At 57.4% G+C, this 21199-nt stretch carries 18 protein-coding genes and 1 pseudogene; 14 read left to right on the top strand and 5 right to left on the bottom strand.

Going from position 1 to position 21199, the window contains the following annotated elements; genetic code table 11:
• Nucleotides 1-158 precede the first annotated feature (158 nt).
• The 5 genes and pseudogenes from dusC (at nucleotide 159) to N2K86_RS14760 (ending at nucleotide 7123) form a co-directional block, all read left to right on the top strand.
• Complete coding sequence (gene dusC / locus N2K86_RS14780) at nucleotides 159-1091, top strand: tRNA dihydrouridine(16) synthase DusC (RefSeq protein ID WP_260659105.1); 933 nt, start codon at nucleotides 159-161, stop codon at nucleotides 1089-1091.
• A 338-nt stretch (nucleotides 1092-1429) separates the two neighbouring features.
• Nucleotides 1430-2737: a carbohydrate porin gene (locus N2K86_RS14775; RefSeq protein ID WP_260661701.1), complete on the top strand. Its 1308-nt coding sequence runs from the start codon at nucleotides 1430-1432 to the stop codon at nucleotides 2735-2737.
• Between the two features lie 155 nt (nucleotides 2738-2892).
• Nucleotides 2893-3726, top strand: a complete 834-nt coding sequence (gene licT, locus N2K86_RS14770) for a BglG family transcription antiterminator LicT (RefSeq protein ID WP_041909031.1) — start codon at nucleotides 2893-2895, stop codon at nucleotides 3724-3726.
• Between the two features lie 24 nt (nucleotides 3727-3750).
• A pseudogene (bglF, locus tag N2K86_RS14765) lies at nucleotides 3751-5716 on the top strand (PTS beta-glucoside transporter subunit IIABC).
• Nucleotides 5717-5728: 12 nt separating this feature from the next.
• The gene (locus tag N2K86_RS14760) at nucleotides 5729-7123 is read left to right on the top strand and encodes a glycoside hydrolase family 1 protein (RefSeq protein ID WP_260659104.1); all 1395 of its coding nucleotides are present in this window, start codon (nucleotides 5729-5731) and stop codon (nucleotides 7121-7123) included.
• A 39-nt stretch (nucleotides 7124-7162) separates the two neighbouring features.
• On the opposite strand, the gene yohP is transcribed toward N2K86_RS14760, so the two are convergent.
• Nucleotides 7163-7246 (bottom strand): small membrane protein YohP, encoded by an 84-nt coding sequence (gene yohP, locus N2K86_RS22710; protein WP_015572324.1) that lies wholly within the window; start codon nucleotides 7244-7246, stop codon nucleotides 7163-7165.
• A gap of 204 nt (nucleotides 7247-7450) precedes the next feature.
• Between yohP and mdtQ the strand changes: the two genes are divergently transcribed.
• Both mdtQ and N2K86_RS14750 read left to right on the top strand, forming a co-directional pair.
• Entirely contained in the window at nucleotides 7451-8869 is a 1419-nt protein-coding gene (gene mdtQ / locus N2K86_RS14755) for a multidrug resistance outer membrane protein MdtQ (RefSeq protein ID WP_260659103.1), read from the top strand.
• 50 nt (nucleotides 8870-8919) lie between these two features.
• Nucleotides 8920-9684 carry an SDR family oxidoreductase gene (locus tag N2K86_RS14750; protein WP_260659102.1) on the top strand — a complete coding sequence of 255 codons (765 nt, stop codon included), beginning with the start codon at nucleotides 8920-8922 and terminating at the stop codon, nucleotides 9682-9684.
• Between the two features lie 107 nt (nucleotides 9685-9791).
• Here the strand turns inward: N2K86_RS14750 and N2K86_RS14745 are convergent, their stop codons facing one another.
• A complete protein-coding gene (locus tag N2K86_RS14745) occupies nucleotides 9792-10364 on the bottom strand; it encodes a DedA family protein (protein ID WP_260659101.1) in 573 nt (190 codons plus the stop codon).
• A 157-nt stretch (nucleotides 10365-10521) separates the two neighbouring features.
• Between N2K86_RS14745 and N2K86_RS14740 the strand changes: the two genes are divergently transcribed.
• Nucleotides 10522-11109, top strand: a complete 588-nt coding sequence (locus N2K86_RS14740) for a Yip1 family protein (protein ID WP_010433589.1) — start codon at nucleotides 10522-10524, stop codon at nucleotides 11107-11109.
• A gap of 167 nt (nucleotides 11110-11276) precedes the next feature.
• Nucleotides 11277-12200: a D-alanyl-D-alanine endopeptidase gene (gene pbpG / locus N2K86_RS14735; RefSeq protein ID WP_260659100.1), complete on the top strand. Its 924-nt coding sequence runs from the start codon at nucleotides 11277-11279 to the stop codon at nucleotides 12198-12200.
• Nucleotides 12201-12297: 97 nt separating this feature from the next.
• Here pbpG and N2K86_RS14730 read toward each other — a convergent pair whose 3' ends face one another.
• Together N2K86_RS14730 and dld are read right to left on the bottom strand one after the other, a co-directional pair.
• Nucleotides 12298-12852: a GNAT family N-acetyltransferase gene (locus N2K86_RS14730; RefSeq protein ID WP_260659099.1), complete on the bottom strand. Its 555-nt coding sequence runs from the start codon at nucleotides 12850-12852 to the stop codon at nucleotides 12298-12300.
• A gap of 112 nt (nucleotides 12853-12964) precedes the next feature.
• Nucleotides 12965-14713 (bottom strand): D-lactate dehydrogenase, encoded by a 1749-nt coding sequence (gene dld, locus N2K86_RS14725; RefSeq protein ID WP_260659098.1) that lies wholly within the window; start codon nucleotides 14711-14713, stop codon nucleotides 12965-12967.
• Between the two features lie 189 nt (nucleotides 14714-14902).
• Here dld and bglX point away from each other — a divergent pair, with 189 nt between their 5' ends.
• The 5 genes from bglX to N2K86_RS14700 all read left to right on the top strand — a co-directional run bounded on the left by bglX (nucleotide 14903) and on the right by N2K86_RS14700 (nucleotide 21098).
• Entirely contained in the window at nucleotides 14903-17200 is a 2298-nt protein-coding gene (bglX, locus tag N2K86_RS14720) for a beta-glucosidase BglX (protein ID WP_260661700.1), read from the top strand.
• A 146-nt stretch (nucleotides 17201-17346) separates the two neighbouring features.
• Complete coding sequence (osmF, locus tag N2K86_RS14715; RefSeq protein ID WP_260659097.1) at nucleotides 17347-18264, top strand: glycine betaine ABC transporter substrate-binding protein OsmF; 918 nt, start codon at nucleotides 17347-17349, stop codon at nucleotides 18262-18264.
• Between the two features lie 12 nt (nucleotides 18265-18276).
• Entirely contained in the window at nucleotides 18277-19434 is a 1158-nt protein-coding gene (locus N2K86_RS14710) for an ABC transporter permease (protein WP_260659096.1), read from the top strand.
• A complete protein-coding gene (locus N2K86_RS14705; RefSeq protein ID WP_260659095.1) occupies nucleotides 19427-20377 on the top strand; it encodes an ABC transporter ATP-binding protein in 951 nt (316 codons plus the stop codon). Before N2K86_RS14710 ends, N2K86_RS14705 begins: the two co-directional genes overlap by 8 nt.
• Nucleotides 20361-21098 carry an ABC transporter permease gene (locus tag N2K86_RS14700; RefSeq protein ID WP_260659094.1) on the top strand — a complete coding sequence of 246 codons (738 nt, stop codon included), beginning with the start codon at nucleotides 20361-20363 and terminating at the stop codon, nucleotides 21096-21098. The genes N2K86_RS14705 and N2K86_RS14700 overlap by 17 nt, the downstream gene beginning before the upstream one ends.
• On the opposite strand, the gene N2K86_RS14695 is transcribed toward N2K86_RS14700, so the two are convergent.
• Nucleotides 21073-21186: a protein YohO gene (locus tag N2K86_RS14695; RefSeq protein ID WP_010433613.1), complete on the bottom strand. Its 114-nt coding sequence runs from the start codon at nucleotides 21184-21186 to the stop codon at nucleotides 21073-21075. The genes N2K86_RS14700 and N2K86_RS14695 overlap by 26 nt on opposite strands.
• Nucleotides 21187-21199 lie beyond the last annotated feature (13 nt).

The following is a 21199-nucleotide window of genomic DNA, read 5'->3' as shown; positions in this document are numbered from 1 at the left end:
CCTTGATGAAACGCATTCATCATACAATTAAACCCGGAAATGTGCCACGGATCACATCATGAATTTTGAGCATACCAGACATTCCAGAATGGAACGCCGTGCTTTCCTCAACCATACAGAGCAGATACTATAGCGCGTCTTTTTTCACAGGTACTGCTATGCGTGTTTTACTGGCCCCTATGGAAGGCGTGCTCGACTCCCTCGTGCGCGAGCTTCTGACCGAGGTGAACGATTACGATCTCTGCGTGACGGAGTTTTTGCGCGTGGTCGATATGTTGTTGCCGGTAAAATCCTTCTACCGTCTGTGCCCCGAGCTGCACAACCAGAGCCGGACGACCTCCGGTACGCTGGTGCGTATTCAACTGCTGGGGCAGTACCCTGAATGGCTGGCGGAGAACGCCGCCCGTGCGGTTGAGCTGGGCTCTTACGGTGTCGATCTCAACTGCGGCTGTCCGTCGAAAATGGTGAACGGCAGCGGGGGCGGGGCGACGTTGCTGAAAGATCCTGAACTCATTTATCGCGGCGCGAAGGCGATGCGTGAGGCCGTGCCGTCGCATCTGCCGGTGACGGTCAAAGTGCGTCTGGGCTGGGACAGCGACGCGCGGCAGTTTGAAATTGCCGATGCGGTACAGCAGGCCGGTGCCACCGAGTTGGTGGTGCACGGACGTACTAAAGAAGATGGCTATAAAGCGGACCGCATTAACTGGCAGGCGATTGGCGAGATCCGCAAACGCCTCAGCATTCCGGTTATCGCCAACGGTGAAATCTGGGACTACGAGAGCGCGCAGGCGTGCATGAAAGAGACGGGCTGCGATGCGGTGATGATAGGCCGCGGCGCGCTGAACGTGCCAAACCTCAGCCGGGTGGTGAAATATAACGAACCGCGCATGCCGTGGGCAGACGTGGTCACGTTGCTGCAAAAATACAGCCGTCTGGAAAAGCAGGGCGACACCGGTTTGTATCACGTCGCGCGCATCAAACAGTGGCTCAGTTATTTACGCAAAGAGTACAGCGAAGCGTTGGATTTATTTCAGGAGATCCGCACCTTACAAACTTCTGCCGATATTGCGCGTGTCATCCAGTCAAAATAATAAGCGTTAATTTGCTCACACTTTTTTAAAATATAAAACGATGCAGGTTTTCAAGGTGGCGCGACGGTGTTAAGGTGCCACTGTTTTCAACGCAGGATTGTTACTGGTTAACAGGCAAAACCTAAGCGTTTCACAGCATTAACCGCTGTGGAGCGCTTAGGTTTTTTTTTGCCTGTCATTCACGCAGGAGAGCCATTTGGCCTAACGCTTTTTGCTGGAACGAATAATCAAAATACGACGGGAAATAAAAAATTTCCTGCGAACGGTTACGCATTAATACTCAGCTACAGGTTACTATTATGACAAATAAATATAATTTTTATGCCCTCGCTTTATTGATGATATCGCCTTTAACAATGGCGCAGGAGTGGAATGGAACGGTATTAGGGTTTGAAGCCCCGCCGGGGCCTGTTCTGGGCGAAATGCTCGGCATACGCAAAATCCTTAACGATAACGGTTTTACCTATAACCTCGGATACCTCAATGAAATTGGCTGGAACGGCGGTGGCGGATATAACCACGACTCCCACGTGGCCTATATTGACCAGTTCGCGCTGACCTTCAACCAGGATCTGGCGCGCTGGACGGGCATCCCGGATGCGCGTATTGAGGGGAATATCGTCAACCGCAACCACAATGACGACCTCACCACCAAACGCGTGCAGGATCCGCGCGTGAACTTCAACGATTTGACCCAGGAAAGCTGGGGCGGGCAATCCATAACCCGTCTGGGCTGGCTGACGTTTGCCCGCAGCTTTGACGACCGACGCCTCACCTGGCGTATCGGCATGATGAACAAGGTGCAGACCTTCGATCAAATCATCCCGTGCGACTTCCAGATGCTCTCCCAGTGCGGTGGAAAATCGGCCAACTCGCTGACCTGGAACAACTGGAACGTTCACACCTGGGGCACCACGCTGGAGTATAAGCTCACGCCAACCGTCACCTTAAAAGGCGGCGTGATGGAGCAAAACCCGGACGCCTCCAGCCGCAGCCACGCGTGGAGCGGGTCGACGAAGGGCAGCAAAGGGGTCTTGCTCCCGGTCGAAATCGAAGCGCGTCCGCTGATAAACGGTCTGCCGGGCGCCTATAACCTCGGCGTGGTGTTTACCAACGCGCCGCAAACCGATCTCTATAGCGGTGCATCGGACGGAGCGGGCGCCACCGATCCGGACGGTTACGAGAAGCATAACCGTACCTGGTTTATGTACGCCGGACTGAATCAGCAGATCACGCAGCACAAGGACGATCCGAATCGCGGGTTGAGCACCTCGGTCAGCATGAGCCTTGCGGATCAGCGCAGCAATTACATGCATCAGGTCTACGCCGCCTCGCTGCGCTATCGCGGGCTGTTTGACGCTCGCCCGGAAGACTGGATTGGCTTCGGGCTGACCTGGATTGATATGAGCAGCCAGTACGCCCGCAACCAGCGCTATATGAACAGCCTGAGCGGCGTGTCGGACTATAACGATCCGGCGTACCATCCGGTGCCGGGCCACTCCCTGAACGGTGAGTTTTACTATCGCTTCCGTCCGGTGTCGTGGCTGGAGCTGCAGCCGGGCATTCAGTACTGGCGCCATCCGGGGGGCGTATCCCGCACTCAGGATGCCTGGGTGACGGAGCTGAAAACCGTCGTGACGTTCTAGCAATGTCGATCTGCGTCACGTTTTTTACCCGTGACGCATTGAGGCTACGAATGAAACTGATAGAGTGCCAGAACTGGATTGTTACTGCTTCGGCAGGCAAAACCTGATTTTCTGGCTTCTGCCGGAGGTCAGGTTTTTTTGTTTCTGGGGTTCCGATGAAAATCGCCAAGATACTCAATAATAACGTGGTGGTTGTTCAGGATGAGCGCGGGCGCGAACAGGTGGTGATGGGCCGCGGGCTGGCCTTTCAGAGGCGCGTGGGTGAAGCGCTGGATACCGCGCTGATTGAAAAGGTGTTTGCGTTACAGAGCGATGAGCTGGTGCAGCGTCTCGGTGAACTGCTGAGCCAGATCCCGCTGGAGGTGATGACCACCTGCGACCGCATCATTGGGCTGGCGGCGCAGCGGCTGGGGAAATTGCAGGAAAGTTTGTATATCACCCTGACCGACCACTGCTACTTCGCGATTGAGCGCCAGAAGAAAGGGCTGGCGATTAAAAACGTGCTGCTGTGGGACATCAAGCGCCTCTATCCGAAGGAGTTTGAGCTGGGGCAGGAGGCGAGGGCCATTATCGCCAAACGCCTGAACGTCGAGCTGGCTGAGGACGAAGCGGGGTTTATCGCGCTGCATCTGGTCACCGCGCAGCTGAACAGCGAAATGCCGGAAGTGATGCACGTGACAAGAGTGATGCAGGAGATCCTGCAGCTGGTGAAGTATCAGCTACAGCTGGAGTACGACGAAGAGTCGCTCAGCTATCAGCGTTTTGTCACGCATCTGAAGTTTTTTGCCCAGCGGATGCTGACCCGCACCGTGGTGGACGATGACGACGTCTCGCTGCATACCGCGGTAAAGGACAACTACGCGAAAGCGTGGAAATGCGCCGAGAAAATCGCGCAGCACCTGAACAAAAGCTATCAGCGCGAGCTGACGACCGAAGAAATTATGTTCCTCGCCATTCATATTGAACGGGTGAGAAAAGAGGGGCGTTAAGCCTCAAATCTGGATTGTTACTGCATAACGCAGGCAAAACCTGGGCGCGGCCTCCGCAAGGAGGACGTTCTCGGGTTTTTTTATTTTTATACTCAGTCAACAGGTGCCTGCGGGCATCGGATGTAAGGAAATCGAGATGGAATACCAGGCGTTAGCAAAGGATATTCTCGGCCACGTTGGCGGAAAAGAGAACATTGTCAGCCTTGTCCACTGTGCGACCCGGCTTCGCTTTAAACTGAAAGATAACCAGAAAGCGGACGCCGAAGGGCTGAAGAAAAACCCGGGCGTGATTATGGTGGTCGAAAGCGGCGGCCAGTTCCAGGTGGTGATTGGTAACCACGTACACGACGTCTGGCAGGCGGTACGTAGCGAGGCCGGGCTCACCGACGACGCGCCGGCCGTGGAGGAGAAGGGCGAGAAGGGCAACCTGCTGGGCCGCCTGATCGACATCGTCTCCGGAATTTTCACTCCGTTTATCGGCATTCTGGCGGCCTCCGGTATTCTGAAAGGTCTGCTGGCGCTGGCGGTGGTCTGCGGCTGGCTCACTCCTGAAAGCGGCACCTATAAAATCTGGTTCGCCGCGAGCGACGCGCTGTTCTTCTTCTTCCCGCTGGTGCTGGGCTATACCGCGGGCAAGAAATTCGGCGGCAACCCGTTTATTACCATGGTGATCGGCGGGGCGCTCACCCATCCGATGATGATTGCGGCGTTTAACGCCAGCCAGCAGCCGGGAGCGTTTACCGATGCGTTTCTTGGTATACCGATCACATGGTTTAACTACAGCTCGTCGGTGATCCCGATCATTCTCGCCGCGTGGGTAAGCTGCTGGCTGGAAAAACAGAGTACCAGGCTGCTGCCGTCCTCGATGAAGAACTTCTTCGCGCCGCTGATTTGCTTAGGCGTGACCGTGCCGCTGACCTTCCTGGTCATTGGCCCGCTGGCGACCTGGCTCAGCCAGATGCTGGCCAACGGCTACCAGTGGGTTTATGTCCTGGCACCGTGGCTGGCGGGCGCGGCGATGGGGGCGCTGTGGCAGGTCTGCGTGATCTTCGGCCTGCACTGGGGGCTGGTGCCGCTGATGATTAACAACCTGGCGGTGCTGGGCCATGACTCCATGCTGCCGATGCTGCTCCCGGCGGTGTTTGGCCAGGTGGGCGCGGCGCTGGGGATTTTCCTGCGCACCCGCGACGCGCGCCAGAAAATGCTGGCCGGTTCGTCCGTGACGGCGGGGATTTTTGGCATCACCGAACCGGCCGTGTACGGGGTTAACCTGCCGCTGCGCCGTCCGTTTATCTTTGGCTGCGTCGCGGGTGCCGTCGGCGGCGCGATAGTCGGCTTTAGCGACACTCATGTCTATTCGTTCGGCTTTGCCAATATTTTTACCATCGCCCAGATGATCCCGCCGGGCGGCGTAGACGCCACGCTGTGGGGGGGCATTATCGGCACCGTCGTGGCGCTGGTGCTGAGCTGCGTCCTGACGCTGGTGGCGGGCATGCCAGCACGCTCAGCGCCCGAGGCGGTTGCGCCAGCGGGTGAAAACGATGTGCTGGCACCGATGACCGGTACCGTGCTGGCGCTCGATCAGGTGCCCGATACCACCTTTGCCAGCGGCCTGCTGGGCAGCGGTGCCGCCATCATTCCCTCCGACAACAGGGTGGTTGCCCCGTTTGCGGGCGTTGTTGCCTCTCTTTTCCAGACCAAACACGCCATCGGCCTGCTCAGCGACAGCGGCATTGAAGTGTTAATCCACGTGGGGATCGACACCGTGAAGCTCGATGGTAAACCGTTTACCGCCCATGTGAAGGTGGGCGACAGGGTGCAGCCGGGCGACCTGCTGCTGGAGTTTGATCGTCAGGCGATTATCGATGCCGGATACGACCTGGCGACGCCGATCATTATCAGTAACAGCGACGAGTATCGCGAGGTGGCGACCGTGGCGGCAACGTCCGTCAACGCCGGTGCACCGCTGCTCAGCGTAAGCCATCAATAACAGGAGAACGTGATGAAAACTTTCCCGGATGATTTTTTATGGGGCGGCGCGGTTGCCGCGAACCAGGTAGAAGGCGCATATCTGGAGGATGGCAAAGGGCTTTCCACCTCAGACGTCCAGCCGCAGGGGGTCTTTGGCCCGGTGGTGGAGCGCATGGCGGGCGACAGCGGGATTAAAGATGTGGCAATAGATTTCTATCACCGCTACCCGGAAGACATCAAACTCTTTGCCGAAATGGGCTTTAGCTGCCTGCGCGTCTCCATTGCCTGGACGCGTATCTTCCCGAACGGCGACGAGCAGACGCCAAACGAAGCGGGTCTGGCGTTTTACGACAGGTTGTTTGACGAACTGGCCGCGCACGACATCACGCCGCTGGTCACGCTGTCGCATTACGAAATGCCGTGGGGGCTGGTGAAACAGTACGGCGGCTGGGGCAGTCGTCAGACTATCGGCTTCTTTGAGCGCTACGCCCGCACCGTCTTTGCGCGCTACAGGGAGAAGGTGAAGCTGTGGCTGACCTTCAACGAAATCAACATGTCCCTGCATGCGCCGATGACCGGCGTGGGCCTGCCGGAAACCAGCAGCAAAGGGGAAGTGTATCAGGCGATCCACCATCAGCTGGTGGCCAGCGCGCTGGCGGTGAAAGCCTGCCACGAGATTATCCCGGATGCAAAAATTGGCAACATGCTGCTGGGCGGCCTGATGTACCCGCTGACCTGCAGGCCAGAAGACGTGCTGGAGGCGCTGCAGGAGAACCGCGCCTGGCAGTTCTTTGGCGACGTGCAGTGCCGCGGGGCGTACCCGGGGTATATGCTGCGCTTCTTCCGCGACAGCGAAATTGAGATTGATATCACCGACGCCGACCGCGAGGCGCTGAAATCCACCGTCGATTTTATCTCGTTCAGCTATTACATGACCGGCTGCGTGACGACCGATGAAGAGTTGAACCAGCAGGCGCGGGGCAACATCCTGAGCATGGTGCCAAACCCGCATCTGGCAAGCTCAGAGTGGGGTTGGCAGATCGATCCGGTTGGCCTGCGTACGCTGCTGAACGTGCTCTGGGATCGTTATCAGAAGCCGCTGTTTATCGTCGAGAACGGCCTCGGCGCGAAGGACAAACCGGACGCGGACGGCGTGGTGCAGGATGATTACCGCATCAGCTACCTTAACGACCACCTGGTGCAGGTGCGCGAGGCGATAGACGACGGCGTTGAGGTGATGGGGTACACCAGCTGGGGGCCGATCGACCTGGTCAGCGCCTCCAAAGCGGAACTGTCCAAGCGCTACGGCTTTATTTATGTGGACCGCGATGACAGCGGTAAAGGCACTCTGGCCCGCAGCCGCAAAAAGAGTTTTTACTGGTATAAAGAAGTGATTGCCACGAAGGGGGCATCGCTGAAAGCCTGAAAGGAATAACGTCGCCCGGCGCAGTGCCGGGCAAATAAATCAGAAAATCATTTTGAATACGCCGGTAACCACTAACAGCCCTATCAAAAATATAATTAAAATAACCCACAGTAATATTTTCATTCCCTTCTCCTGCCCGTGTATGACACTGAATAAGTGTAGCAGCCAATTCATAATTTGAATGGATATGTTGAATTTATTCATTGGGATTAGGAATAAATTGCCGAATATGAAAATGTATGACAATTTGCGGATTGCCACGCGTTACTAAAAAACAGAATGCCATCAAGCGTAATTTGCGCCTTTAATTTTTTGAGTTATGGCGTCATGAAACGTTCTCTTTTTTTATCTCTGAGTGCTCCTCTTGTCTTAATGCTGGCCGCCTGCGCGCCGGAACATGCCAGCGTGTCGCCGATTAAAACGCAAGCCACTGCGGCGTCGGTAAATACACGGCTAAGTCGAACCAACTGGCCGAAAAACGAATGGTGGAAAGACTATAACGATCCGCAGCTTAATTCTCTGATCGCGAAGGCGCTAAATGATGCGCCGGATATGCAAATCGCCCGACAGCGTATTACGCTCGCGGAAGCGCAGGCGAAAGCCACCCTGGCGGCAGACGGCCCTCAGATGGATTTTTCCGCCGATGCGGAGCGGCAGAAGATGTCTGCGGAAGGGCTGATGGGGCCCTTCGCCGTTACCGATCCGGCCGCGGGCACCACCGGGCCGTGGTATACCAACGGCACCTTTGGCCTGACAGCGGGCTGGGATCTCGATTTGTGGGGAAAAAACCGCGCGCAGGTTGAAGCCCGCATCGGCAAGGTCAACGCCCAGAAAGCTGAGATGGAGCAGACGCGTCAGCTGTTGGCCAGCAGCGTCGCGCGGCTTTACTGGGAGTGGCAGACCCAGGCCGCGGTGGGGGATGTTCTCGCACAGATTAAACACGAGCAGGAAAATATCATCGGTGCCGACCGCGAGCTGTATCAGCATGGGATCACATCTTCGGTAGAAGGTGTCGAAACCGATATCAATGCCAGTAAAACCGAAGAGCAGCTTGCCGGGGTAAAAGGCAAAATGAAAGCCGTTGAGGCACGTCTGCAGGCCCTGACCAATACCTCCTCAATGAAACTGACTCGCCATGCTTTACCGGCAGCAGAAGCGACGTTGCCTACCACGCTGGGATACGAGCTGCTGGCTCGCCGCCCGGATCTGCAGGAGGCGCACTGGTACATTGAAGCTTCCCTGAGCGAAGTGGATGCCGCCAAAGCCGCCTTCTATCCCGACGTGAATCTGATGGCATTCCTGCAGCAGGATGCCCTGCATCTGAGCGATCTGTTCCGTTCCTCCGCCCAGCAAATGGGCGTCACCGCCGGGCTGACGCTGCCGATCTTCGACAGCGGCAGGCTGAATGCGAATCTGGATATTGCCCAGGCGCAGAACAATCTGTCGGTGGCGAACTACAACAAAGCGGTGGTCGATGCCGTTAATCAGGTGGCGCGCACGGCCAGCGAAGTTGAAACCCTGACCGCAAAAAATCAGCAACAGCAGCAGGTCGAGAAAGATGCCGCGCGCGTGGTGGCACTGGCACAGGCGCGCTTTAGCGCCGGGATTATTGCCGGTTCCCGCGTCAGCGAGGCCAAAATTCCGGCACTCAAGGAACATATCGCTGCACTGACCCTGAAAGGGCAGTACGTGGATGCCACGCTACAGCTGACGTCCGCGCTGGGCGGTGGCTATCATCACGGCTAAAAAGGGTGATTATCTATACTTACCTCTTTGCACATTTTCAGGAGGTGAGTATGACCCGAGTAGCAATTGTAACGGCATCGGACTCCGGTATCGGTAAAACCACCGCGCTGATGCTGGCAGAACGCGGGTTTGATATCGGCGTCACCTGGCATTCCGATGAAAGCGGCGCGCGGGAAACCTGTCGCGAGGTTGAGGCGAGGGGGCAACGCGCCGAGGCCATCCAGCTTGATCTGAGCACGTTGCCGGACGGTGCAAAGGCCATTGATACGCTGATTGCGCGTTTCGGTCGGCTTGATGTACTGGTCAACAATGCGGGTGCGATGACCAAAGCGCCATTCCTTGAGATGCCGTTTGACGACTGGCGGAACATTTTCACCGTCGACGTGGATGGCGCGTTTCTCTGTTCGCAGATTGCCGCGCGGCAGATGGTGAAGCAGGGGGAAGGGGGGCGAATTGTGAACATCACCTCCGTGCATGAGCACACGCCGCTGCCTGACGCCAGCGCCTATACAGCGGCAAAACATGCGCTGGGTGGCTTAACCAAATCCATGGCGCTGGAGCTGGTTAAGCACAAGATTCTGGTAAACGCCGTAGCGCCCGGTGCGATTGCCACGCCGATGAACGACATGGATGATAGCGAAGTGAAAGAAGGCTCAATGCGGGAAATCCCGCTGGCAAGGCCGGGGCATACCAAAGAGATCGCCAGCCTGGTGGCGTGGCTGTGCGACAGCGACGCCAGCTACACGACGGGGCAATCGTTTATCGTTGACGGCGGATTTATGCTGGCGAATCCGCAGTTTAAGCCGGAGGAGTAGTTGTTTTACCCCTCACCCCGGCCCTCTCCCCAAAGGGGCGAGGGTGTATAAAGTCCCCTCTCCCCTTTGGGGAGAGGGTTAGGGTGAGGGCAACAGACCGCACTAAGCTACTCCTCATCCCGCCTCTTCTCCCTGTGCCGCATCCACAGCCTGACCCCAATCACCGCCACAACCACCAGAATCAGCCACGCCCAGTGTTTAATATGCTGATCAAGATTATGCATCCAGGGTCCGATCACTTCGCCGCCCACGTAACCGAGCGTGGTGAAGATCAGCGCCCAGGCAATCGCGCCTACAAAATTGAGCGGCAGAAATATTTTGGGCGGTAGACGGCTGGCACCGATCAGAATCGGCCCGATAATGCGAAAGCCGTACATAAAGCGGGTGCCAATGACGAACAGATAAGGATGACGCTGAATGAGGCGTTGAGCGCGACGGATTTTCTTTTGATGCTTTGCGAAACGCTTAAGCAGCGTCGGCCCAAAGCGTAGCCCCAAAAAGTAGAGCAACTGATCGCCAATCATGCCGCCCAGCGCCACGGCAGCCACCACCAGCGGGAATTTCAGCAATCCCTGATGCGCCGCAACGCCGCCTAACAGCGTGATGGTTTCGCCTTCTGCCACGCTACCGATGACCAGCGCGGCATATCCATATTGTTCAATGAGTCCGTTGATATCCATTACGTCTGAGTTATCTCCCTGTTCGAGCCTGCATTAATCATATACCCCCAGCATCAACCGTGCGGCAATCATCGGAATTTTCCCGCTGTACATAAAATAATCTAAAGCCTGCATTATACTTAGAGTATCGCTGACGGGCCGACAACAAGGGGGCGCTATGAACCATGTCTGGGGACTCTTCTCCCATCCCGATCGTGAAATGCACGTGATCAGAAGCGAGAACGAAACGGTCGCGCATCATTACACGCACCATGTGCTGCTGATGGCAGCGGTGCCGGTAATCTGTGCGTTTATAGGCACAACACAAATCGGCTGGAACTTTGGTGATGGCACCGTGGTTCAGCTCTCCTGGTTTACCGGGCTGTATCTTGCCGTCATCTTTTACGGCCTGATGCTGGCGGGTGTGGCGGTGATGGGGCGCGTGATTCACTGGATGGCGCGAAACTACCCGCAGCGTCCGTCGCTGGCCCACTGTATGGTCTTTGCCGGATATGTCGCGACCCCGCTGTTCTTAAGCGGTATTGTTGCGCTCTATCCACTGGTCTGGCTGTGCGCGCTGATCGGTACTGTTGCCCTCTTTTACACCGGTTATCTGCTGTATGTGGGGGTGCCAACCTTCCTGAATATCAATAAAGAAGAGGGCCTGAGCTTCTCCAGCTCCACGCTTGCCATCGGGGTTCTGGTCCTGGAGGCGTTACTGGCTCTGACGGTTATTCTGTGGGGTTATGGATACCGTCTCTTTTAAGCTCACTGCATTGCTGGCGTAAATGCCAGCAATGCAGCATCTGTTCACGATTCTCCGCTGGCGACAATGCACGGTGACCGCTATGATGCCGATGCCAGCCTGCGTTTATCCGTTGACGCAGGCGGTGTACGTCATTACGTGCGTGAATAATTATCAGAAGTCTCACCATGCTGAAATTCCGAGTTTCATTATTGAGCCTGGCGCTGCTGCTGGGTGCGTCCGTTGCCGCGCCAGCCATCGCTAAAACGCCTGCGGTGACCTCCGCGGCGGCACAACCGCAGATTGCCTCCGGCAGTGCGATGATCGTCGATCTCAACACCAATAAAGTGATCTATGCCAGCCACCCTGATCTGGTGCGACCAATCGCCTCCATTACCAAATTAATGACCGCGATGGTGGTGCTTGATGCACGACTGCCGCTGGATGAAAAACTGAAGGTCGATATCAGCCACACGCCGGAAATGAAAGGCGTCTACTCCCGCGTGCGTCTGAACAGTGAAATCAGCCGAAAGGATATGCTGCTGCTGGCGCTGATGTCGTCCGAAAACCGCGCGGCAGCCAGCCTGGCGCACCACTATCCGGGCGGCTATGATGCGTTTATTCGCGCGATGAATGCTAAAGCCAAATCGCTGGGGATGACCAACACCCGCTACGTGGAGCCCACCGGGCTGTCGATTCATAACGTCTCAACGGCGCGCGACCTGACGAAGATGCTGATTGCCAGCAAGCAATACCCGCTGCTCGGTCAGCTCAGCACCACGCGCGAGGACATGGCGACGTTCTCTAACCCGTCATACACGCTGCCTTTCCGCAACACTAACCATCTGGTGTATCGTGAGAACTGGAATATTCAGTTAACCAAAACCGGGTTTACCAATGCGGCAGGTCACTGCCTGGTGATGCGCACCGTGTTTAACGGTAAGCCGGTGGCGCTGGTGGTGATGGATGCCTTCGGCAAATATACCCACTTCGCAGATGCCAGCCGCCTGCGTACGTGGATTGAGACCGGGAAAGTGCAGCCGGTTCCGGCCGCGGCGCTGACGTATAAAAAGCAGAAAGCAGAACAGATGGCGACGGCGCAGAACGACTGAGCCGTTTGTGCGCGCCGGGTGGCGGCTTCGCCTTACCCGGCCTACAAAGACCTCGACACGTAGGCCCGGTAAGCGAAGCGCCACCGGGCGAAAGCGCCTACTCCGGCAGCGTCCAGTCACCGTCGTTGAGCGGGCGCTGCATTATCAACGTATCCCGCCAGTCGCCTTTCTTATACCCAACGCTTCGCAATTGACCCACGACATCAAAACCGTGCTTTTTATGTAAGCGCAGCGATCCTGAATTGTTGTTCCCGTCACCCACAACGGCAATCATCTGCCGCCACGGCCCCTGCTCGCAGCGTGCGATCAGCGCGTTCAGCAACGTTGAGCCGAATCCACGGCCCGTGGTGCTGGCATCCACGTAAATCGACTCTTCCAGGGTATAGCGGTAGGCGTGTCGCGGCCGGTAAGGGGTGGCATAGCAGTAGCCCACCACAATGCCGCGGTACAGCGCGATAAGCCACGGCAAACCGTTCTCAGCCACGCTTTTCATGCGATGACGCATTTCGTCAATGGTCGGGGGGACTTCTTCAAATGACGCGCGCCCGTGAAGTACATGCCAGGCGTAGATCGCGGCAATGGCATGCACATCATCGGGAAGGGCATCGCGCACTTCCAGCTCGGTTTCGGATAAAATATCTACAGCCGACATGATGTGCCCGCTCCTCATCGTAGAATGCCGGAGAAACGTCTCTCCGGCGACAGATCGCTACTCTAGTACGATTAAGGAGCGCTTAACAATCTCTCAAATATGGCTGTATGAATTAATCAGATGCTTGCGTTATGGGCTGCTCCGCATCTGCCTCTTCTTTCCAGTATTTCTTCCGCGTTGTCTTACCAATGCCGGGGTTCATGCTATTTGTAGGGTCATTCTCGCGATAAAACTGCTTAAGTGCGTCAGGGGCTTTATAAAGATGCCCGACGTTGTGTTCTGCAGGATATTGTGCGCCACGTTCATGTAACAGGGCGAGCATCTGCTCTTTCAGCGCGTGCGCGTCAACGCCTTTTTTAACGATGTAATCCTGATGGAAGACGTAACACATAAAGTGGCCGTAATAGAGCTTGTGCACCAGTTTGCTGTCGATCTCCGGCGGCAGGTGCTCAAACCATTCGGTATCGTTGCGTCGCAGGGCGATATCCAGCGCCAGAATATCTTCCACCTCGTCGGAATGCACCGCCTGATAGCGGATGGCGGCACCCGCCGCGGCGAAACGGTGCAGGAAGGCTTTGCTGCCTTCTTCCGGCGTGCAGGCAAAGAAATCACCCTCAGCCGTCTTGAAGAACTCGGTGAGCCAGCTCTGCGCTTCGGCAATTCCGTCCCCGGCCATTTTCAGCAGCAGGTGATGTTCGTACTTATCGCGCCAGGTTTTCATGCGCTCCGGCAGATGCGCCGGGAAAACGGTGCCCAGCTTCTGCATAAAGCGGTCGGTGAAGTGCGGTTTGAACAGCGACACTTTATCGAGCATCGCGTCGGTGCGGCCCTTCATAGTGAAGAAGAACGGCATTTTATCGGTGCCGAGCTTGTCGATCATCAGGAAGGTGTCTTTCCCGTAGCGTTCGGCGATGTCGTAAATATCCCGGTGCATATATTCGCCCGCCACCGGCAGATGGGTGAATTCGCCCAGAATATGACGGCGTATCTCTGTCAGCACCTCAGGCTGATTGGTGCCGATGTAAAACACCTGCTGCTTTTTCTCTGCCGGGAAGGTATCAAGGCGTACGGCAAAAACGGCCAGCTTGCCCGCGCAGCCGGAGGATTCAAACAGGCGGTCCGGGTCAGCGTTATAGCGCGCCGGGGTGTCGGCTTCGATATCCCGCACGCGAGTGACGTAATCATGATCGTGCGCGTGGCGGCCATCGTGCTGAACGTCTTCGTCCTTCACGCGGTCATCGTCAAGCTTGCTCAGGATCTGCTCTGGCGTCACGCCAAGATCGATACCCAGATGGTTCACCAGCGTCAGCTTGCCGTTTTCGTCGATGCGGGCATACAGCGACATCTCGGTATACGCCGGGCCGCGCTGCACCAGCGAGCCGCCGGAGTTATTGCAGATCCCGCCGATCACCGACGCGCCAATGCACGACGAGCCGATCACCGAGTGCGGCTCGCGTCCCAGCGGCTTAAGCGCTTTTTCGAGGGAGTAGAGCGTGGTGCCGGGGAAGGCGAGTACCTGTTCGCCTTTGTCCAGCAGGTGAAGTTTGTCGAGGCGCAGGGTGCTGATAATGACGATGTCACGATCGTAATCATTGCCGTTCGGCGTGGAGCCCTCGGTCAGGCCGGTATTGGCGGCCTGCATTAAAATAATCTTGTCGGCGGCGACGCAGGCGCTCAGCACGCGCCACAGCTCCAGCAGCGTGCCGGGGAAGACCACCGCCAGCGCGTCGCCCTGGCCGGAACGGAAACCCTTGCGGTAGCGGGCGGTTTTAGCCGGGTCAGTAAGCAGGTGAGAGTGACCAACCAGGCGCGACAGTTCGTTAATAAAAGTATTGTTATCGTCAGTTCGAACAGAAGACATCTTCCACTCCTTGTGGTGGGGCAAATTTCTCGCTCTAAAGCATAGCGCGATTAACTGTTAAGCGGTCGAGTATTCACGAGAAAAATCAGAGAATAACCCTGCAAGGTTCAAAGGGTTTGTGGCACACTGCGCTTTTCGCACGGTATGGCCGAGATCGTCCGGCGGTTATTGATGAGAGAGTATAACGACATGAAATGGCTATGTTCTGTAGGTGTCGCCGTCAGCCTGGCGCTGCAACCTGCGCTCGCAGAGGATTTGTTTGGTAATCATCCGCTCACGCCTGAAGCCCGAGACGCGTTTGTCACGGAATTGCTCAAAAAGATGACGGTCGATGAGAAAATCGGCCAGCTGCGTCTGATCAGCGTCGGCCCAGATAACCCGAAAGAGGCCATCCGTGAGATGATTAAAGAGAGCCAGGTGGGGGCGATTTTTAACACCGTCACCCGTCAGGATATCCGTAAAATGCAGGATCAGGTGATGGAACTCAGCCGCCTGAAGATCCCTCTCTTCTTTGCCTATGACGTTCTGCACGGCCAGCGTACCGTCTTCCCGATTAGCCTCGGGTTAGCCTCCTCCTTTAACCTCGACGCGGTGAAAACCGTCGGGCGCGTGTCGGCGTATGAAGCGGCGGACGACGGCCTGAACATGACCTGGGCGCCAATGGTCGACGTCTCCCGCGATCCGCGCTGGGGCCGCGCGTCGGAAGGCTTCGGTGAAGATACGTATTTAACGGCCACAATGGGGAAAACCATGGTGGAAGCGATGCAGGGCAAAAGCCCGGCGGACCGCTACTCGGTGATGACCAGCGTGAAGCATTTTGCGGCCTACGGCGCGGTTGAAGGCGGTAAAGAGTACAACACCGTCGACATGAGCCCGCAGCGCCTGTTCAACGACTACATGCCGCCGTACAAGGCAGGGCTGGATGCGGGTAGCGGCGCGGTGATGGTGGCGCTGAACTCGCTGAACGGCACGCCTGCGACTTCCGATTCCTGGCTGCTGAAAGACGTGCTGCGCGACCAGTGGGGCTTCAAGGGCATTACCGTCTCTGACCACGGCGCAATCAAAGAGCTGATCAAACACGGCACGGCGTCCGATCCGGAAGACGCGGTGCGTGTGGCGCTCAAGTCCGGCATCAACATGAGCATGAGCGACGAGTACTACAGCAAATACCTGCCGGGGCTGGTGAAGAGCGGCAAGGTGACGATGGCGGAGCTGGACGATGCCACGCGTCACGTGCTGAACGTGAAATACGACATGGGGCTGTTTAACGATCCGTACAGCCACCTGGGCCCGAAAGAGTCTGACCCGGCCGATACCAACGCCGAAAGCCGCCTGCACCGCAAAGAGGCGCGTGACGTGGCGCGGGAAAGCCTGGTGCTGCTGAAAAACCGTCTCGACACGCTGCCGCTGAAAAAATCCGGCACCATCGCCGTGGTGGGCCCGCTGGCCGACAGCAAGCGCGACGTGATGGGCAGCTGGTCTGCCGCGGGCGTGGCCGATCAGTCCGTGACCGTGCTGACCGGCATTAAGAGCGCCGTCGGTGAAAACGCGAAAGTGGTGTACGCCAAAGGGGCGAACGTCACTAACGACAAAGACATCGTTACCTTCCTCAATCAGTACGAGGAAGCGGTGAAGGTGGATCCGCGCACGCCGAAAGAGATGATTGACGAAGCGGTTAAGGCGGCGAAGACGTCTGACATCGTTGTCGCGGTCGTGGGTGAAGCGCAGGGGATGGCGCACGAGGCCTCCAGCCGTACCGATATCACTATTCCGCAAAGCCAGCGCGATCTGATAGCCGCCCTGAAAGCGACCGGCAAACCGCTGGTGCTGGTGCTGATGAACGGCCGTCCGCTGGCGCTGGTGAAAGAAGACCAGCAGGCTGATGCTATTCTGGAAACCTGGTTCGCCGGTACCGAAGGCGGTAACGCCATTGCCGACGTGCTGTTTGGCGATTACAACCCGTCGGGCAAGCTGCCAATGTCCTTCCCGCGCTCCGTCGGGCAGATCCCGGTGTACTACAGCCACCTGAACACCGGTCGTCCGTATAACGCTGACAAGCCGAACAAGTACACCTCTCGCTACTTCGACGAAGCCAACGGCCCGCTGTATCCGTTTGGTTACGGTCTGAGCTACACCACCTTTAAGGTCTCTGACGTAAAAATGTCAGCGCCTGTGATGAAGCGTGACGGCAAGGTCACCGCCAGCGTGGACGTGACCAACACTGGCAAGCGTGAAGGCGCAACGGTGATGCAGATGTACGTTCAGGATGTTACCGCGTCCATGAGCCGTCCGGTGAAGCAGCTGCGCGGCTTTGAAAAGGTCAACCTGAAACCGGGCGAAACCAAAACCGTTAGCTTCCCGATCGACGTCGATGCGCTGAAGTTCTGGAACCAGCAGATGAAATACGTTGTGGAACCCGGCAAGTTCAACGTCTTTATCGGCGTGGATTCCGCCCGGGTGAATAGAGGCGAGTTCGAACTGCAGTAAACTTCCCTTCCTTCGCATCCCCCACCTCACGGGGGATGCATCTTACCTTATGCTAAAAAGGCATTTTGACGGTTAAACACGCCGTTTTAAGCTACGCTTTTCTCTCAAGCCTCTGAAAAAGGCGATAAAAAAATGAGGACGGCGGAATGACGATTAAAAAGGGGATGTTGGGCTCTGCGGTGTTACTGGCCGCGCTTAGCCTGCCGCTTCAGGCGGCTGAGCCTGTCAAAGTGGGATCAAAGATTGATACCGAAGGGGCGCTGCTCGGCAATATTATTTTGCAGGTGCTTGAGAGCCACGGGGTCAAAACGGTCAATAAAGTTCAGCTCGGTACAACGCCCGTCGTGCGCGGTGCGATTACCTCCGGCGAGCTGGATATCTACCCGGAATACACCGGCAACGGCGCATTCTTCTTCAAAGATGAAAACGATCCGGCATGGAAAAACGCCAACGCCGGGTATGAAAAAGTCAAAAAACTGGACGCAGATCAGAACAAACTGGTCTGGTTGACGCCTGCGCCTGCGAACAATACCTGGACTATCGCGGTGCGTAAGGACGTGGCGGAGAAGGGCAAGCTGACCTCGCTCGCGGATCTCAGCCGCTACCTGAAAGAGAAGGGCGATTTCAAACTCGCTGCGTCGGCTGAATTTATCGAACGTCCTGATGCGCTGCCTGCTTTCGAAAAAGCCTACGGCTTCAAGCTTGATCAGGCTCAACTGCTCTCTCTGGCAGGCGGTGATACGGCAGTGACCATCAAAGCCGCGGCGCAGCAAACCTCCGGCGTAAATGCCGCGATGGCCTACGGCACCGACGGCCCGGTTGCGGCCCTTGGACTGCAAACCCTGACCGACCCGAAAGGCGTCCAGCCGATTTACGCCCCGACCCCGGTAGTGCGCGAAGCGGTGCTGAAAGCCTACCCGGATATTGCAGAATGGCTCAAGCCGGTCTTTGAAAAACTGGATGAAAAAACGCTGCAGCAGCTGAACGCCAGCATTGCCGTTGAGGGACTGGATGCCAAAAAAGTGGCGGCCGACTTCCTGAAACAACAAGGGCTTGTGAAGTAACAGGATAAAGCTGTGCCAATACAATGTCATAATCGCGTGCTGCTGCTGTTGGCCTGTGTGGCCATCGCGGCGGTCGCGTTACCTTTTGTGAATGTCGCGCCTAACCGCCTGATGTCGGGTGAAGGGCGCGCACTCTGGCAGATCTGGTCGTTTTCGCCCGCGCTGCTGGCGGTGGCGCTGGGCGCGGCCGTCGTCTTATCGCTCTGGTCAGGACGTGCCGCGCAATGGCTGACGTTGCTCCTCTGTGAAGCCCTTTTTTTAGGGCTGTTCTGGAGCGCAGGGCAGTCGGCGACGCTCATGATGTCTGCGGAAAGCCCGCTGGCGCGTACGTCCATCGGCAGCGGTTTGTGGTTGTGGCTGGCGCTCTGCCTGCTGGCCTGTAGCGATGCCATTCGCCGCCTGACGCCAGCGCCCGTCTGGCGTTGGCTGCTAAACGCGCAAATCTGGCTCATCCCTCTGATCCTCCTGTTTAGCGGTGAGCTGAATAATCTCTCGTTGTTAAAAGAGTACGCCAATCGTCAGGAGGTGTTTGATGATGCGCTCTCGCAACATCTGACGATCCTCTTCGGCACGCTTTTCCCGGCGCTGCTTCTGGGCGTCCCGCTGGGTATCTGGTGCTATCGCCATCCGGCGCGCCAGGGGAGCGTGTTCACCGTTCTCAACGTCATTCAGACGGTTCCTTCCGTGGCCCTGTTTGGATTGCTCATTGCTCCGCTGGCCGGTCTGGCGAGGTCATTTCCCGCGTTGGGGGAAATCGGCATTGCCGGTACCGGGCTCACGCCCGCGCTGATCGCGCTGGTGCTGTATGCGCTACTGCCGCTGGTGCGCGGTGTGGTGGCGGGCTTAAGCCAGGTTGCGCCGGACGTGCTGGAAAGCGCCCATGCGATGGGAATGAGCGCGCGGCAGTGTTTCTGGAAAATACAGTTACCTCTTGCGCTTCCGCTGTTAATTCGCAGCCTGCGGGTGGTGACGGTGCAAACCGTGGGGATGGCGGTGATTGCAGCGCTCATCGGCGCGGGCGGTTTTGGTGCGCTGGTCTTCCAGGGGCTGCTCAGCAGCGCGCTGGACCTGGTCCTGTTGGGCGTGGTGCCCACCATCGCGCTGTCGGTTGTATTGGATGCGTTATTTGCCCTGTGGCTCGCGCTGCTCGGGAGAAGAGCCAATGATTGAATTTCATGATGTCAGTAAAACCTTTGCCGGTCGCCCGGCGGCAAGCCACCTGAACCTGCATTTTGCAGAAGGGGCGTTTTCGGTATTGATAGGCACATCGGGGTCGGGAAAATCCACCACCCTGAAGATGATCAACCGGCTGGTGGAGCACGACAGCGGGCAGATTCGCTTTGCCGGGGAAGAGATCCGCAGTCTGCCGGTGCTAGAGCTGCGCCGTCGTATGGGCTACGCCATTCAGTCCATCGGGCTGTTTCCCCACTGGACGGTGGCGCAGAACATCGCCACCGTGCTGCAGTTGGAAAAATGGACGCGGGCGAAAACCCATGCGCGGGTGGATGAGCTGATGGCCCTGCTGGGATTAGAGCCGACACTGCGTGACCGCTACCCGCACCAGCTTTCCGGCGGGCAGCAGCAGCGGGTTGGGGTCGCGCGCGCGCTGGCGGCCAATCCCCAGGTGTTGCTGATGGATGAACCTTTTGGCGCGCTGGATCCGGTCACACGCGCCGCGCTGCAGGCGGAGATGACCCGCATCCACCGCATTCTGGGGCGCACCATTATCCTTGTGACACACGACATTGATGAGGCGCTGCGCCTGGCTGACCATCTGGTGCTGATGGACCACGGCGAGGTGGTACAGCAGGGCACGCCGCTTGCGCTGTTGAGCCAACCGAAGAACGACTTTGTGCGCGAATTTTTTGGTCGCAGCGAGCTGGGCGTCAGGCTGCTCTCTTTGCGCACCGTTGGCGATTACATGCGCCGGCAGGATGCACCGCTAAGCGGTGAACCGTTGCAGGAGCAGATGAGCCTGCGGGATGCGCTGTCTGCTTTCGTCGCCAGACAATGTGAGATCCTGCCGGTGACCAACAGCCAGGGAACAACCTGTGGGGCATTGCACTTTCGCGATCTGCTGGCCGGGGAGGTGACCCGTGAAGGTCATGCGTGATCCGCTGTTCTGGCTGGCGCTGCTCTTCGTCGGCCTGCTCTTTCTGATGCCGCACAGCGCGGCACTGTTCAGTTCGCTCTTTCCTGGCCTGCCACGACCGGTCTACCAGCAGGAGAGTTTTATCAACCTTGCGCTGGCGCACGCCTGGCTGGTGGCGATCTCAAGCATCATTGCCATCGTGCTCGGCGTGGGGGCGGGGATCGCGGTAACAAGGCCATCGGGACGCGAGTTTCGCCCGCTGGTGGAGACGATTGCGGCGATCGGTCAGACGTTTCCGCCGGTGGCGGTGCTGGCGATTGCGGTACCGGTAATTGGCTTTGGTCAGCAACCGGCGATTATTGCGCTGATTTTATACGGAGTGTTGCCGATACTTCAGGGAACCCTGGCCGGTATTGCGGCGGTGCCTGCGTCGGTGCTGAGCGTAGCAGAAGGGATGGGCATGAGTGCCTGGCAGCGGTTGCGCAAAGTTGAACTGCCGCTCGCGGCACCGGTCATTATCGCCGGGATCCGCACGTCGGTGATTATCAACATCGGTACGGCGACAATCGCCTCGACGGTGGGGGCAAACACGCTGGGAACGCCGATTATTATCGGCTTAAGCGGATTTAATACGGCCTACATTATTCAGGGCGCGCTACTGGTTGCGCTGGCGGCGATTGTAGTCGATCGCCTTTTCGAACGCCTGGCGCTGTTTCTCAGCCGACACCGCCACGGACGATAAACGAGTAACCCGCCAGCATCACGCCGCCGATACCGCTTACGGCCATCAGGACAAAAAGGGTAATTACCGCCAGTTTAGTTGCCTTCATCATGTGCTCCTGT

Source organism: Enterobacter mori (assembly GCF_025244905.1).
Taxonomy (GTDB): Bacteria; Pseudomonadota; Gammaproteobacteria; order Enterobacterales; family Enterobacteriaceae; genus Enterobacter; species Enterobacter mori_A.
Note: the sequence above shows the minus strand (reverse complement) of the source record. Positions and strands in the feature narration are given on the sequence as shown.